Annotated in this window: 21 protein-coding genes; all 21 read right to left on the bottom strand. The window is 70.3% G+C overall.

The features are described from left to right. Positions 1-25 precede the first annotated feature (25 nt). The gene (locus HW837_RS00305; protein WP_193383330.1) at positions 26-463 is read right to left on the bottom strand and encodes an AAA family ATPase; all 438 of its coding nucleotides are present in this window, start codon (positions 461-463) and stop codon (positions 26-28) included. A gap of 6 nt (positions 464-469) precedes the next feature. Beyond that, a complete protein-coding gene (locus HW837_RS00300; RefSeq protein WP_193383329.1) occupies positions 470-688 on the bottom strand; it encodes a hypothetical protein in 219 nt (72 codons plus the stop codon). A gap of 2 nt (positions 689-690) precedes the next feature. Beyond that, positions 691-975: an HNH endonuclease gene (locus tag HW837_RS00295; RefSeq protein WP_193383328.1), complete on the bottom strand. Its 285-nt coding sequence runs from the start codon at positions 973-975 to the stop codon at positions 691-693. A 19-nt stretch (positions 976-994) separates the two neighbouring features. Continuing rightward, complete coding sequence (locus HW837_RS00290) at positions 995-1,300, bottom strand: hypothetical protein (RefSeq protein ID WP_193383015.1); 306 nt, start codon at positions 1,298-1,300, stop codon at positions 995-997. 204 nt (positions 1,301-1,504) lie between these two features. Next, positions 1,505-1,705 carry a hypothetical protein gene (locus HW837_RS00285; protein ID WP_193383016.1) on the bottom strand — a complete coding sequence of 67 codons (201 nt, stop codon included), beginning with the start codon at positions 1,703-1,705 and terminating at the stop codon, positions 1,505-1,507. A gap of 14 nt (positions 1,706-1,719) precedes the next feature. Beyond that, complete coding sequence (locus HW837_RS00280; protein ID WP_193383017.1) at positions 1,720-1,944, bottom strand: hypothetical protein; 225 nt, start codon at positions 1,942-1,944, stop codon at positions 1,720-1,722. 150 nt (positions 1,945-2,094) lie between these two features. After that, positions 2,095-4,152, bottom strand: a complete 2,058-nt coding sequence (locus tag HW837_RS00275) for a cell division protein FtsK (RefSeq protein WP_193383327.1) — start codon at positions 4,150-4,152, stop codon at positions 2,095-2,097. A gap of 87 nt (positions 4,153-4,239) precedes the next feature. After that, on the bottom strand, positions 4,240-4,416 hold the full coding sequence (locus HW837_RS00270; RefSeq protein WP_193383326.1) for a DUF6257 family protein: 177 nt from the start codon (positions 4,414-4,416) through the stop codon (positions 4,240-4,242). Then, a complete protein-coding gene (locus tag HW837_RS49510; protein WP_272875577.1) occupies positions 4,409-4,537 on the bottom strand; it encodes a hypothetical protein in 129 nt (42 codons plus the stop codon). The genes HW837_RS00270 and HW837_RS49510 overlap by 8 nt, the downstream gene beginning before the upstream one ends. An 85-nt stretch (positions 4,538-4,622) precedes the next feature. Further along, entirely contained in the window at positions 4,623-4,835 is a 213-nt protein-coding gene (locus tag HW837_RS00265; RefSeq protein ID WP_193383325.1) for a hypothetical protein, read from the bottom strand. Position 4,836: 1 nt separating this feature from the next. Beyond that, positions 4,837-5,154: a hypothetical protein gene (locus HW837_RS00260; protein ID WP_193383324.1), complete on the bottom strand. Its 318-nt coding sequence runs from the start codon at positions 5,152-5,154 to the stop codon at positions 4,837-4,839. Then, a complete protein-coding gene (locus HW837_RS00255) occupies positions 5,151-5,327 on the bottom strand; it encodes a hypothetical protein (RefSeq protein WP_193383323.1) in 177 nt (58 codons plus the stop codon). The genes HW837_RS00260 and HW837_RS00255 overlap by 4 nt, the downstream gene beginning before the upstream one ends. Then, the gene (locus HW837_RS00250; RefSeq protein WP_193383322.1) at positions 5,324-6,433 is read right to left on the bottom strand and encodes a conjugal transfer protein; all 1,110 of its coding nucleotides are present in this window, start codon (positions 6,431-6,433) and stop codon (positions 5,324-5,326) included. The genes HW837_RS00255 and HW837_RS00250 overlap by 4 nt, the downstream gene beginning before the upstream one ends. Next, complete coding sequence (locus HW837_RS00245; RefSeq protein ID WP_193383321.1) at positions 6,430-6,807, bottom strand: DUF6907 domain-containing protein; 378 nt, start codon at positions 6,805-6,807, stop codon at positions 6,430-6,432. Before HW837_RS00245 ends, HW837_RS00250 begins: the two co-directional genes overlap by 4 nt. Next, the gene (locus tag HW837_RS00240; protein WP_193383320.1) at positions 6,804-7,172 is read right to left on the bottom strand and encodes a hypothetical protein; all 369 of its coding nucleotides are present in this window, start codon (positions 7,170-7,172) and stop codon (positions 6,804-6,806) included. Before HW837_RS00240 ends, HW837_RS00245 begins: the two co-directional genes overlap by 4 nt. Positions 7,173-7,271: 99 nt before the next feature. After that, complete coding sequence (locus HW837_RS00235) at positions 7,272-7,538, bottom strand: hypothetical protein (protein WP_319677991.1); 267 nt, start codon at positions 7,536-7,538, stop codon at positions 7,272-7,274. Beyond that, a complete protein-coding gene (locus tag HW837_RS00230) occupies positions 7,535-7,708 on the bottom strand; it encodes a hypothetical protein (RefSeq protein ID WP_193383319.1) in 174 nt (57 codons plus the stop codon). The genes HW837_RS00235 and HW837_RS00230 overlap by 4 nt, the downstream gene beginning before the upstream one ends. Further along, positions 7,690-8,331, bottom strand: a complete 642-nt coding sequence (locus HW837_RS00225) for a hypothetical protein (protein ID WP_193383318.1) — start codon at positions 8,329-8,331, stop codon at positions 7,690-7,692. The genes HW837_RS00230 and HW837_RS00225 overlap by 19 nt, the downstream gene beginning before the upstream one ends. After that, entirely contained in the window at positions 8,328-8,495 is a 168-nt protein-coding gene (locus tag HW837_RS00220) for a hypothetical protein (RefSeq protein ID WP_193383317.1), read from the bottom strand. Before HW837_RS00220 ends, HW837_RS00225 begins: the two co-directional genes overlap by 4 nt. Before the next feature lie 11 nt (positions 8,496-8,506). Then, entirely contained in the window at positions 8,507-10,111 is a 1,605-nt protein-coding gene (locus HW837_RS00215; protein WP_193383316.1) for a DEAD/DEAH box helicase, read from the bottom strand. A gap of 339 nt (positions 10,112-10,450) precedes the next feature. Further along, positions 10,451-13,018, bottom strand: a complete 2,568-nt coding sequence (locus tag HW837_RS00210; protein WP_193383315.1) for a DUF927 domain-containing protein — start codon at positions 13,016-13,018, stop codon at positions 10,451-10,453. Positions 13,019-13,041: the final 23 nt, after the last annotated feature.

The following is a 13,041-nucleotide window of genomic DNA, read 5'->3' as shown; positions in this document are numbered from 1 at the left end:
CTCCCCATGGGCGAATCGCCGCAGCTCACCAGGCCCGCGACGACTGGGGCATGGCCGAGCGTGACCGGCTGGCGCGGGAGTTGTACCAGCGGGTGGCGACCCTGGTCATGTCGGGGTCGCGCATGGCTTCGATGCGTGCCATGACGATCTGCCGGCCGGGGTCGACGACCACGATGCGCGCGTTGAGTCGTTTGTAGCGAGCGAGTGCTTTGCCCGTCGGCATGGTGTGGATGAGGTAGACATCGACGCGGTCGCGTAGCTCGAAGGCCTCGTGCATGGCGGCATAGCGCGCCTTGTGGGCGACCCTCAGCTGGAGGGGGTCCTGGTTCCAGGCGGGGGCGCCGGGGCCGGTCAGCGCGTGGGTGATGCGGTCCAGGTCGATGACGATGTCACGCGCTGTGGCGTGCGCGTCGATCCAGGTGGACTTGCCTGCGGCGGGCGGGCCGGTGATGACGTACAGCACGCTGTGTCACCTCGGATCGAGCCAGTCGATGAGCGCGTGTTGAGCGCAGGAGTCGCAGCCTCCGCAACTGCAGTCGGGGCCGCCGGCCTCGTCACGCATTCGGTCGGCGATCGCCACGAGCAACCGGTCCGCGACCTGATCGCGTTGGAAGAGGAGCGCGATCGGGTCAACTCGCCGCAGCTCTGACGCGACGACTTGGTGGGGAGTCTGCTGCTGGGCAGCCACGGTCACCACCTCCGTGAGGCTCGCTGGGGTGCCGCCCTGGGCGGCGTGGTGGTGCGGTTGCCGCGGCTGCTGTTGCAGCGCCGGTGCGCGGGCCGGGCGTTGGCCCGGTCGAGGAGGCTGCCGCCGCGCGAGAGCGGGACGAGGTGGTCGAGGGTGAACGACAGCGGGTGCCGGGCGTCGAGTTCGTACCCGATGTTGTGGCCGCAGATCCAGCACGGCAGCTGCTGGGCGCGGAGCCAGTCGACGAGCCGTCGGTAGGGGCGCCCGTTGCGGGGGTTGCCGGCCACGGGCGCCACCTCCGGGTCGTCAGGGTGCGGCGGTCTCCAGATCGTCGAGGGTGTCGTCGAGTTCCTTCTCGATGTCGTCGAGCGACTCCTCGACTTCCTTGGTCGTCTGGTCGGCGACGATGTCCTTGGCGTACTTCTGCACGGTCTTGTCGTCGACGCCGTCGCACGCGTCGGGGCGGCTGCCTTCCTTGCCGTCCTTGGCGTCCTCGAACTGCTTCTCCATCGCGGCCTTGCAGGCTGCGGGGTCGGCCTTGTCGCTGCTGCAGGCGGCCGTGGTGGCTGCGAGGGCGAGCAGGACGGCTGTGATGGCTGTACGGGTACGCATGGATCCCCCCGAGAGTGATTGCGCTGACGGGGCATCATCCGTCGAGTGCCGTCCGGGGGTCCCCGATGTGGCTGTTCTGTGACGTGGCTGAGCACACGACGAAGCCCCGGCCGGGGGGATTGGCCGGGGCTTCGCGTGCGTCTGTGGGTGCCGTTTGAGGACACAGTTGTTCACCGCGATCGTCACACAGGGTCTGACCTGCGGTCAAGCTGCAGCGTTCGCTCGTCGTTGCGCGGAGATGGCGGCGACGTCTTGGACGGCGTACCAGGGGTGTCGGTCGGTGCCTCCGGCGCGCTTGAGGCGGCCTCGGTAGACGAGGTTGCGGAGGGCTCCGGGCGTGATGCCGAGGGCGCGTTGGGCGTCGCGGGCGGTGAGGTAGCCGACGGGTGCGATCTGGTCGTCCATGACCCCAGTGTGGGTCAGCGGGCGCCGGCCTGGTGGGTACGGCGCCAGGCGTTGTGGGCGCGGCGGCCGACGCGGAGCCGGAGCTTCTTGCCGAGGCACCGCGGGCACATCCGGGTCTTGTCGCGGTGCTCGATCTCGCCGAGGCCGCCGCACCTGCGGCACGGGGCGAAGGGGCGGACGGCGCAGAGCACGGCGTAGCCGCCGAGCCACAGGACGGCCGCGGCCATAGCAACCAGCATGGGGTGTCTCCTCCTCGATTCCGGGCGGTTCCCGGGGGTTCAGCGGTGCCCCTGCTAGGCGCTAGGTGCCTGCTCAGGGGCCGTTTCGGGCGCTAGTAGGGGTGCTAGACCTAGCGGGGCGGGGTGCTAGGTCTAGCGGCCGTCCTGGGGCTATGCGGCGAGCCGGTCGGCCTCGCGGCGGGTGACGGCGGCGACCACGTCGGCCCGCTTGATGCCGCGCCGGTTCTTGCCCTCGCCGTCGTCGGTGGTGCCCCACACCTGGTCGGTCTTGATGCCCCACGCCTTGACGGTGGTGGTGACGTTCTCGCCCTTCCACTCGCCGTACACGTCGGGGCGCAGCTGGGCGAGACGGTCGGCGAGACGCTCGCACCACACGGCCTTCTCGTCCGGGCCCATGACGGCCAGGACGTCGCCGAGGATGTCCATCCCCACGGTGGCGGACGGGCCCTCGCCGAGGGCGTGGCCGGTGATGTTGCCGTACTCCTCGCGCATCTTCCGCGCCCGGGTGACGATCTGCTCGGCCTTCGGGGCGTCGACGAACGCGGACGCGACGATGCGGGGGTCGTCGCCCTCGCCGGACAGGTAGCAGATGCCGAGGTCGCGGCGGCTGAACATGGTCGCCCGGATCCCCGACTTGTACGCCCCGGTGCCCAACACCATGTCGTTGGCCTGGTGGTTCATCACCTTGAGGCAGAACCGCAGGACGGCGTTCGCGGAGATGCCGGTGGGCAGCGACTTGGAGTCGGGCCGCTGGGTGGCGAACATGCCGATGATGCCGAGGGCCGGGCCCCGCTTGGTGATGTCGGTGCAGATGCTCTCGATCTCGGCGCCGTGCTTCTCGTGCTCGAACACGACCTGGCACTCGTCGATGCCGATGACGATGGGGTGCAGGCCGAGGCTCTTGTCGTTCGCGAGGGCCGGGGTGACCTTCGATTCGGGGCAGCGGGCGTGCGGCAGGCCCTTGATGACCTTCGCGCGGCGGCGCAGCTCCTCCTTGACCTCGCGGAGCGCGTGGAGGATGTACTCGATGTCGTCGTCTTCCTCGCCGGCGCGGTAGCGGTGGGCGACGGGTTCGAGGGCGCGGAGGTCGCCGGTGCCCTTCAGGTCGAAGGGGAGCAGCCACGCGCGCGGGTCGAGGGCGGCGATGAGCATCAGCAGCCTGAGCAGGAACGTCTTGCCCATGCGGGGGATGGAGCCGATGACGATGGAGGCGAACATGAGGGTGACCTCGACCCACCGCATCCGCTGGTCGTTGCCGAAGACGACGGGCCGGAAGAGGTCGACCTGCCCGTCCTTGAGGAGCGGCCAGGCGGGTTTCGTGGTCTCGTTCATCGGCTTGTCGCCGACCCACAGCACCAGGCGGCCCTCGTGCTCGTTCTCGTCGCCGGAGGGCCAGACGCAGCCGACCTTGCGGCGCAGGCCGGAGGCGAGCTGCTCGCGTTTCTCCATGATGTCGTCGGGCGTTACGCCGTAGGGGAGGTCGAGGTCGGCGCGGTAGCCGGGCCCGTCGCGGACGATTTCGCTGGTGAAGCGCATGCCGTCCATGTCGCCGCCCTTCTTCAGGGCGGCGGAGATCTTCGGGTTGCCGATGGAGTCGAGGCCGCGCAGGACGATGGTGCCGGTGAGTTTCTGCAGCTCGGTGCGCATGACGGCTGGCCCGATGACGGGGGCGTCGGGCTGCTGCCCGAAGTAGCCGAGGGTGAGCACCCCGCCAGCGGCGAACGCCCACAGGAACGCGGGCGCCATGACGTACAGCCAGAGGGCGAAGCCGAGCCCGAACACGGTGGCGACGACGGTGACGAGACCGCGGAGGCGGACGCGGTTGCCGCGCAGCCGGGCGAGGTGCAGGTACTCCTCGACGTCCTCGGTACGGACGGCGTGCCCGCGCAGGGGCGCGGCCTCGCGGTCCCACAGCCACCGGTTGGTCTCGGTGACGAAGCGGCAAGCGCCGCGGGGCGCCATGGCGGCCAGTTGCACGGCGTACCAGGGGGCGCGGAGCCCGTGGTAGGCGGTGGCGTAGCCGAGGCGGGCGCTGGTGTGGCGGGCGGCGGTGGCGAATTCGGTGCGGTCCTTGAGCCACGGGGGGAGGATCGGCCGGCGCTTCTCGTCGGTGACGCCGGGCTTGGGCAGGTTCGGGTTGTCGACGGGTACGGGCGCGGTGGGCGGCTCGGTGGTGTCGACGGTGGCGGGTACGACGGTGTCCGTCATGCTGGTCTCTCCGGGTTGTTCTGTTGGGCGGTCCGGGGCCCGGGGACGGCCGTGGCCTGGACAGTTGGGGCCGTCCCCGGGGCGTTGCTACTTCTTGTTCTTGCGGCGGAGCGCCTGGCGCTCGATCCGCTCGGCGCGGGCCTTGAGGTCGCTGATGTCGACGCCGTCACCGGCGAGGCCGCGCTTGCCCATGCGGATGGCCAGGCCGGCCAGCCGCAGCTTCTCGCCGGTGGTGAGGTCGCTGAACTTGGGGCCGTCAGCCACGGGTGTCCTCCTCCGTGTCGGTGGCGGGCTGCTGCGGGAGGGTCATGGAGAAGGTGATGGTGAAGTCGCCGTCCGGCTCGATGTCGATCTCGCTGCCGGTGTCGGGGTTGATCAAGGCCATGGCTGGGTCCTCCTGGTTGCGGGCCGGGCTGTCCGGCCCCACCGCACCCCCACAGGCACAGGCCTGCGAGGGACGGAAGGGCAGGTCAGCGGCGCGGATAGGTGTGGCCGGGCGGCGGGTACGGGGCGCCGTCGGCGGGGACGGCGGCGCTGAGGACGGTCTCCTCGAAGTCGGTGAGGGAGGCGTCTCCGCACGCGTCGCCGGTGCGGGCGGCGTAGGCGTCCTCGACGCCCTGGAGGATCCGGCTGGTGCGGGCCTCGTCGTCGGCGGCGTTCTCGGTGCAGCGGAAGATGCCCATGTCAGCGGCCCTTCCGGTAGTCGGCCCACATCGAGCGCAGGACGACGGCGAGGATCGCGACGGACATCCCGCCGATGGCGATGGCGATCGACGCGAATGCGATCCCGATGCCGCCGACGCACACGGCGCAGCCGATGGCCAGCCATTCGCCCGCACTGCGGGCGGACTTGTGCTGGTGCCCGCACGCGGGAGGTGCGGCGGCGGGCTGCGCCTGCGCGGCCTTGGCCAGTTCGACGGCGGCGAGCGCGATCTGCACGGCGGCCGTGTTCACCGACGCCTCGCGGGCGGCGGCCTCGGCCTTCTCCAGGGCGTCGCTCATGACGTCCACCCCCTGATGCGGCGGCTGATGCGCGGCCAGGCGATGACCCCGGCGGCGAACGCGAGGACGACCGGCTGAGAGGCGACCGTGACGGCCGCGGCGAGGACGACAGAGAGCAGGGTCGGGTAGGCGACGAGGAGCCCGAGGAGGGCGCCGAAGATGATGCGCATCATGCGTATCCGCCCTCCATCGGCTTGGCCGGCACTTCCGGCTGGGGCTTCTTCGCGGCCCGCGAGAGGGCGGTGCGGATGTACGGCTCGTCGACGAGGAGACGCCGGTGCTGGGCCAGGTGCTCGGCGATCTCGCGGGGTGATGCGCCATCGCCGAGAGACGAGGCGGCCTCCTCGACGGCGCCTTGGAGGTTGACCGGTTCCAGCTCGCTGACCTGCTGATGCGCGGGCGCATCGGGTCGATGCACCTCGTACTCGGGGGGCTGCTGGCCGAGGACGACGGCGACCTGGACGGCGTCGACGACGACGCCGTAGGAGACGAGGAGGGCGGCCAGCTCGGGCGGGGGCGCATCAGGGTGCGCATCCGCTGCGATCCGGATCACCTCGGCGGGGTCCATCTCGGCGAACTTCTCGCGGAGCACGGTCTGCGCCGACCGGGCCGGGACAGGGCCGGCCTCCTTCGGGGAGGACTGTCCGCCGTACATGGTGGCGAGGGCCGCATCAGCTCCCTCGCGGACGCGGACGCGCTGGACGTCGACCAGGCCGGCGCCGAGCTCGGTGTCGCCGACACCCACGTATTTGGCGAGTCTCCAGTACCTGCGGACGGCGATCTTGCGTCGCCATTCGCCGGGGTGGCCGTCGGCGACGGCGCGCTGGAAGGCGATCTGCCGGGCGGCGTCGGCGTTGCGGCGCATCACCTCGGCGTCCACGCCGGTGCGGTAGACGACGACGCTGCGGGCGATCAGGCCGAGGCCTTCGGCGGCGCCGGACATGGCGAGCGGGGTGACCGCGTACACGGCGGCTTCGCGGACGTCGCTGGCGATGGTGATGCCGATGCCGCTGGCGGACAGCGGGGCGAGCCACATCCCGCCGCGGACGACGGCGGGGGAGGACTGGCCGAGCATGGTCCGCCCGAGCATGATCAGGGCGAGGATGAGGGTGAGGCCTTCTCCGGCGGCGACGACACCGGCGGCGGTGGCCTGGCGGTGGAACTCGGCGACGGCGTTGGAGTAGGTGCCCCAGCCGCCGAATGCGCCGACGACGACCATCAGGACGGCGGCGGTGCCGAGCACTCCGGCCTGCCCCCGGGTGAGTTCGCGGGTGGTCACCGGTCACCTCCGGCGAGGATCACGGCGAGCTGGTCGGCGAGGTCGCGCAGCTGGTCCGCGTAGCTGTCGAGGGCGGCCGCGAGCCCGTAGAGGTCGACGGGGTCCAGGGTTCGGCCGGGTGGGTACACCGAGACGCCGGGCGTCCGGCCGCCGAGGTCGGGGGTGGAGGGCGATGCGAACGGGGACTGTGCCAGGCCTGCGGCGATGACTTCGCCGCCGTGGAGGGTGAGGGCGACGTCCGGGCCCTTGTGGAGGATGTCGGCGCGGTGGGTGTCGGGCCGGTGGTCGGCGTGGCCGGTGCACCAGGCGGGGCAGGTCAGGGTGACGTCGCCGTGGTCGATGGTGGGCAGGGTGATGGTGCGGGGCGCGTTCACGGGCGGTCACCCCGGGCGCGCTCGTCGGCGAGGAAGCGGGCGACGACGGGGAAGGCGCGGTCGACGGAGGCGCGGGCGGCCCTCTCGGCGGCCTCGGTCTCCTCGGCGCGGAGCCTGCTGCGGAGGAAGTCGGCGTTCCAGCCGATGCTGGCCGGGTCCTCCTCCAGGGCGCCCTTGACGGTGGCGCGGACCCAGTCGGCCCGCGTCTGCATCCGGCGGGCGTGCTCGGGGGTGTCGTGGGGGAGGGTGACGGCTTCGAGGACGGCCTCCAGCAGGTTGCGGAGGTCGCGGGCGTCGCCGGGGTTCTGCGTGGGGGTGGACGGGGAACTTGCGGGCGCGCCGGGGCGCGGGGAAAGATCGGTCATGCCGACTCCTGGTGTGAGATCCAAGTCGGTAGAGGGTCGGGCGGTGCGATCGCCTCCCGGGTGTTCCAGCACCCGCGAGAGCTGCCGTCCGGCCCTCGTCTATTCGGTTGTGTACTTCTTGATCGCGTTGCCTACTGCGGTCTGGCTCAAGCCGAGTCGCTTAGCCAGTGCGTAGACGCTCCCGAGCTCGTCGGCCCCGTCCTTCAGGGCTTGAGCTCTCCTCTTCCGGGCCTGCTCTGCTTGGACGTCGAGCTGTTCCAGCAACTCGTCTTCCTCGCGGATCCGGTCCCTCCATGGGGTGTCTTCCACCTCCAGAAGGATACCGCATGGGGGGTTGAGCACAACCCCCCATTGAGTATCGTTCACTGGGTCGGCTCCTTGCGCTGCGCCCGCTGGAACGCCTGATAGATCAGCCGCTGAGCCTCGGCCAGGTGCCGGGCACAGATCTTCAGCTCGGCCGCAGGGTCCACGGCCTCGCCGGTGCACCGGACACCGCGGCCGGACAGAACACGGCACGTCACAATGCGCTCGGGCACGTCTCCTCCTTCGGCTGGAGGTGCTGGAGCTGCAGCCAGTCCTGGGCGGTCTCGTAGGTGTAGCCGCACCAGCCGCACCGGATCCGGGTCTGGCCCGGCAGCCGCTTGATAACGGCCCCGCACACCACACCTTCGACGTCGACCGCGACGCACGTGCCGAGCCGCTGCACGCGCGGCGCCGGGTCGCCCACGATCGACCGGGCGCTTCTCTCCAGCTCGCCGACCTCGCGCGCCAGATCCCCGGCCGCCGGATAGTGCGCGGCGATCCACTCCAGCTCCATGCCCAGCCAGCGCGCGTCCGCGTTCATCTCGGCGGCGGGCGGCGGCCCGTGGTGCGGCCACCGCACGCGCTGCACATCCACTCGCCACAGGTGCACGACCTCGGCGGCGCCGTTCCAGGTGACCGTGTCGAGGACGTCCTCGTCGATCGGCGACCTGGGGCCGGCCGCGCCCCTGGTCGACACGATCTCGCCCCAACCGGAGCGGCGCGGGACCAGACACTCGCCTACCTCGGCGTACAGCACGGGCAGCTCGGCCAAGCGCTTACCAGTGGCGAGCGCGCAGCCGGGACACAGGTAGCCCTGTGTCAGGTCGCGCTCGCACAGCCCGCAGCTGGCCGTCATGCGCGAGCCTTCTCTCGCGCGGCGTCGAGCCGGGCCTGAGCGGCGCGGGCGGCCTTACGGTCCCGCCGGTCGTCACAGATCCCGAATGCGACCTGGACGAGGATCATCAGGTCCATGCCCACGGCGACGCCGATGAACAGCAGCTGGAGTTCGTGATCGGTCATGACGTGTCCCTTCACGCCGCAGCGGCGAGGTTGTAGTTACGCAGGGCTTGGCCCGTCGCGTGGATGTCCATCAGGTCCGACACGTCTCCGGCCGTACTCCCGGCCGGGATCGGCACCCGGTTGAAGCGGCACCAAGCGCGCTGCTTCGGGCTCGGCGCCCTGTCCCGGTACCGCGCAGCCCGATCCAAGTACGACGGGTGCACGAGCCGCCGGGCCTGCTCCTCCGTCCACCGCATCGTCTCCGCGAGCGGCGCCTCCACATCCGGGCTCGGAGGCCTGACGCCTGTGCCGGTGTCCCAGCGCCGGACCCGGTACACGCCCGGCTTACTGCCGCGGACGAGGAACAGGAACATGCTCGATGTGAGCGGCACGAACCAGATCCCCGCGTCGGTCTGGAGCCACCGCACCGGAGACTCGTGGAAGAGATTCACGTCCTCCCACTCGACGCTCCCGATCGGCGCGTTGAGATCGTCCTCGTCGGCCGTCTCCCCGAGAGACCGGCCATCCTTCGGCTCCGACAGGCTCCGCCCGGTCAGGTCGACGATGGACGCGAGCTTGTGTCGGGTCGAGGCGCCCATCACGTCCAGGAGGAGAGCGTCCTTCTTGCCCTCCCACAGGCGCAGCGCACGGCCGGCCATCTGGCAGTACAGGCCCGCGGACTTCGTGGGGCGGGCGATGACCGCGCACGACGTCCACGGAGCGTCGAAGCCCTCCGTCAAGACCATGCAGTTGCATAGGACTTGGACGTCGCCGTTCTCGTACCACTTCAGCGCGGTCTGCCGGGCCTCCCTGGGCATGTCGCCCCAGATGGTCGTGGCGGAGATTCCGACGTCGTTGAGGGAGTCGGCCATGGACTGGGCGGTGGCGACGGTCGGGGTGAAGACGACGCCCGCCCGGTCGGCGGCGAACTCCTTGTACGCCTCGGCGACGACGTCGGCGGCGCCGGAGTCGTCGAGGGCCTGGGCGAGCTGGCCGTCCTGCAGGTCGCCGTGGCGGGTCTTGACCTTGTCGAGGTTGAGGCCGTCGACGACGACGCGCTTCCCGCGGACGTCGACGAGATAGCCGCCGCGGATCATCTCCAGGATGTCGAGGGTGAACACGACCTCCTGCCAGACCTCGGCGAGGCCGCCGTCCTGGCGGGTCATGGTCGCGGTGAAGCCGGCGGTCGGGACGCCGCGCCAGGCGCCGAAGTGTTCGAGAACGTCCATGTAGGTGGGCGCGGCGGCGTGGTGGCATTCGTCGACGATGATCAGGCCGATGTCGCGGATCGCGTTGCGGCGGCGCTCTACGGCCAGGGTTTGGACGCTGGCAACGATGACGTCGACGTCGTGGTGGTCGTTGCGCTGTGCCTTGACGATGCCGACACGGAGGTCGGGGCGGACGGCGCGGACCTTGGCGGCGGCCTGCTCGATGAGTTCTTCGCGGTGGGCCAGGACGAGGGCCCGGCGCCCGTCCAACTGGTCAAGCATCTCGCTGATCAGGTTGGCGAAGACCACGGTCTTCCCGGCGCCGGTCGGGAGGACGACAGCGAGCCGGTTGTTCGGACTGGCTGCCCAGCCGGAGGTGAGCGCCTGGATGGCCTTGGTCTGGTAGGGACGCGGAGTGAATTCAGGCATGGGTCACCTCGGCTCGGATCTGCTGCGGGGGAAGACTCCGGGCCGTTACGTGGCGCGTAACGCCTACGTAACGCCCTGCGTAACGCCTCTTTGTGGGCCTGACCTGCTCTTTCTTCTTCTCTTCTTTCTTTGTTACGTAGTTACGTAGAACACACAGGTACGCGCATGTGCACGCCCGCGCTCGCGCACGCATGCGCGCATCGGGGTGGGTATTCCGGCCGATTGCGTAACGCGACTTCGTGACGCGCTCACAGGTCCCTGAACTGCACATATGGCTCGCAGGCCCCGTTACGCAAACCGCGTAACGGCACTGCGTAACACGGCAGATGGAGGCGGTAATCACGCCGCCTCCCGGGCGTCTTCGTTCAACGTCAGTGCCTCGGGCGTGAACTGGAAGCAGCGCGCGGTGCGTCCGTCGAACCGGGTGACGATCCGGTAGGTGACCTTGCCGCGGTCGACTGCCGAGGAGAGGTAGCCCGCGTTGGCCCAGCCGTCCAGGACCGCGTCCAGGGAGTAGCCGGCGTCGGAGAGGATCGTCCGGAGGCGTTCGGGCATGAGCGCGATGAACGTGCCCTCCTTGCTGACCTTGACCGCGCCGAGCCAACCGCGCAGAGGCGGCCGATCCTCCGGGTCACGGCTGGGCCACAGCTCGAAGGAGTGGGCGGCGATGTATTCGCGGACCACGTCCATGGCCATCTCGGGCTGGTTGTCGGTGGCGTTGGACGAGGTGAACGTCTCAGCCCACGTCTCCGTCGACAGCGGCTCGTAGGGCAGGATGCCGGTCTCGCACGCCATCGCCTCGGCGAGGGCCAGGACTGCCACCATCGGGGCGCGGCGGCCCGTCATGGCGTTGTCGCCCCGGAAGAGGACGGTGAGGTCCTTGTGCCGCTGCCTGAGCCTGTCGCGGCCGCCGTCCCGGGCCAGTCCCTTGCGGACCAATTCCGCGAAACGCGGTCCGGCGTGACCGTAGTTGGCGAACACGGCGTCGTGGACTTCGCGGGCGGTGTCGCCGTCGTCTCCGAACGGGGCCTCGGTCGTGCACAACGTCCGTGCCGCCGCGCCCTGGTTACGGGTGTACGACAGCGCGGTCCGCTCCCCGGAGGACAGCAGGACCGTCTCCCACGGCAGGGCGCCCGCGTACCCGCCGGAGCGGTCCTTGCCCTGGTTCATCGGCAGTTGGTACAGGACGTAATCGATGATCCCTTCGTCGGAGACGGCCATCGTCTCGTCGAGGAACGTCGGCAGACCGCGGACCAAGTTGAAGCGCTTCTCGATGGCGAAGGCCGTACCCCGCCAGTTGGAGATGGCGGCGGCGTTCTCGCTCGGGTTGGCCCAGACGCTGCACCCGCACTGAAGGGCGGTGGTCTTGCCCTTGGTGGAGCGGGAGGAGATGTCGACGGTGAACGACGGCAGGCCCAGCGGACGCAGCAGCGGGGCGGCCAGCGATGCAGCGATGACGATCCGCGGCACCTTGTGGCGCTCCAGCAGGGCGATCGCTTGCCGCCACTCTTCGGCGGACCCGGCGACTCCGAATGCCTGTGAAGGCACTCGCTGTTCGTCGTAGCGGACCTCCAGCTTGGTGCCGGAGTCGGGGGAGGAGACGAACGTGCCGTCGGGCTGCCAGCCGAGGTTCCGGGCGAGTTTCTCGTGCGGGATTCCGCCGGGGTTGGCGGCCTCGAACTCGGCGATCCAGCGTTCCAGGATTCGGGCGTCGCCCTCGATGGCGGGCAGGCCGGCCGACCCGAGGGTCTTCACCAGCTCGCGCCCGCGCTTGGCGATGTCCCTGCCGACGATCCTCGACACTGTCTTGCCCCGGTCGGTCCACGAGAGCTGGACGCTCTGCTCGCCGTCGGGGTCCTCGTAGGCCGAGGTGACCACGAGGGGCGCGTAGGTGAAGCGGGCCCACGGCGGGTCGTCCTTGCCGGTGGTGTGGTCGACGCCCTTGGCGGTGATGCGGTATCCGCGTGGGACCTTGCACCCGCGCAGACCGAATACCGTCGTGAGGTCGAACCCGACCTGCGGTGCCGCAGGCTCGGTCTCCTCGGGCTGCAGGGCAGCTGAGCCCTCGGTGGGTGCGTCTGCTGGGGGAGGCACGGACCGGAGGTGTGAGCGCGGGTCGGTGATGTCGACCAGCTCGTCGAGAGTGTGCCCGGCCGCGATGTGGTCGACGATGTCGGCCTTGGCCCGGTCGACCGCGCCGCGCACGATACGAATCTCGCGGACGCGGCCCTTGAGCGCGGCGGCGACCTTACGGGCGTGCTTGATCCCAGGCTCGTCGTTGTCCGCGATGACGGTGACCTTGGCGGCACCGTCGAACCACTCGGCCATACCTGGCCGCCAGTCCTGGGCTCCGCCCGCGGTCGTACCGACCTGACCGATCTTCTCCAGGGCCTGGACGCACTTCTCGCCTTCGTTCCAGAAGATCTCCCGCCCGTCCTTCACCGCGGCGATGACCTGCGGGAGCCGCCACGGGACGCGGACGACGTCCTTCAGGCCGTACTCCTTGCGGCCGTTGACCATGCGGTACTGCATGAAGTCCTTGGACTTGCCGTCCTTGCCGGGCTCACGCCGGTCGCGGCGGTACTGCTCGGCACCGTCCGCGTCTTCGTAGATGTAGGTGGCGACGACCTGAGGCCGGTCCGGACGCTGAAGCTGCTGGTCGAACAGGTCGGCCTTGGTCAGCCCGAGCCCGGCGAGGATGTCGGGCTTGCCCTCTTCGCCGCAGACATGACAGTGGATGACGGCGCCGAGGTTGCCCTGCTTCACGGACATGGACGGCTTGTCGTCAGGGTGGGCCGGGTTGCCGCACTGGGCTTCGTACCCGCCGCCGGCGCGGCGGTAGTCGAGGCCTTTGTCACCGAGGGCCTTGAGCACGCGCTCCATAGCGACGCCGGGGAAGTTGTTCACGAACGTGTCCCTTGAGCTGGATC

This window comes from Streptomyces caniscabiei (assembly GCF_014930365.1).
In the GTDB taxonomy this organism is placed as follows: domain Bacteria; phylum Actinomycetota; class Actinomycetes; order Streptomycetales; family Streptomycetaceae; genus Streptomyces; species Streptomyces caniscabiei.
This window is presented reverse-complemented; position numbering and strand designations above follow the sequence as displayed.

Bases quoted from the DNA above. Each gene is read 5' to 3' on its own strand.
- HW837_RS00290 (WP_193383015.1), bottom strand. From the start codon at position 1,300: ATGCGTACCCGTACAGCCATCACAGCCGTCCTGCTCGCCCTCGCAGCC.
- HW837_RS00285 (WP_193383016.1), bottom strand. From the start codon at position 1,705: ATGGACGACCAGATCGCACCCGTCGGCTACCTCACCGCCCGCGACGCC.
- HW837_RS00280 (WP_193383017.1), bottom strand. From the start codon at position 1,944: ATGCTGGTTGCTATGGCCGCGGCCGTCCTGTGGCTCGGCGGCTACGCC.
- HW837_RS00275 (WP_193383327.1), bottom strand. From the start codon at position 4,152: ATGACGGACACCGTCGTACCCGCCACCGTCGACACCACCGAGCCGCCC.
- HW837_RS49510 (WP_272875577.1), bottom strand. From the start codon at position 4,537: ATGGCCTTGATCAACCCCGACACCGGCAGCGAGATCGACATCGAGCCG.
- HW837_RS00265 (WP_193383325.1), bottom strand. From the start codon at position 4,835: ATGGGCATCTTCCGCTGCACCGAGAACGCCGCCGACGACGAGGCCCGC.
- HW837_RS00260 (WP_193383324.1), bottom strand. From the start codon at position 5,154: ATGAGCGACGCCCTGGAGAAGGCCGAGGCCGCCGCCCGCGAGGCGTCG.
- HW837_RS00255 (WP_193383323.1), bottom strand. From the start codon at position 5,327: ATGATGCGCATCATCTTCGGCGCCCTCCTCGGGCTCCTCGTCGCCTAC.
- HW837_RS00240 (WP_193383320.1), bottom strand. From the start codon at position 7,172: ATGACCGATCTTTCCCCGCGCCCCGGCGCGCCCGCAAGTTCCCCGTCC.
- HW837_RS00225 (WP_193383318.1), bottom strand. From the start codon at position 8,331: ATGACGGCCAGCTGCGGGCTGTGCGAGCGCGACCTGACACAGGGCTAC.
- HW837_RS00220 (WP_193383317.1), bottom strand. From the start codon at position 8,495: ATGACCGATCACGAACTCCAGCTGCTGTTCATCGGCGTCGCCGTGGGC.
- HW837_RS00215 (WP_193383316.1), bottom strand. From the start codon at position 10,111: ATGCCTGAATTCACTCCGCGTCCCTACCAGACCAAGGCCATCCAGGCG.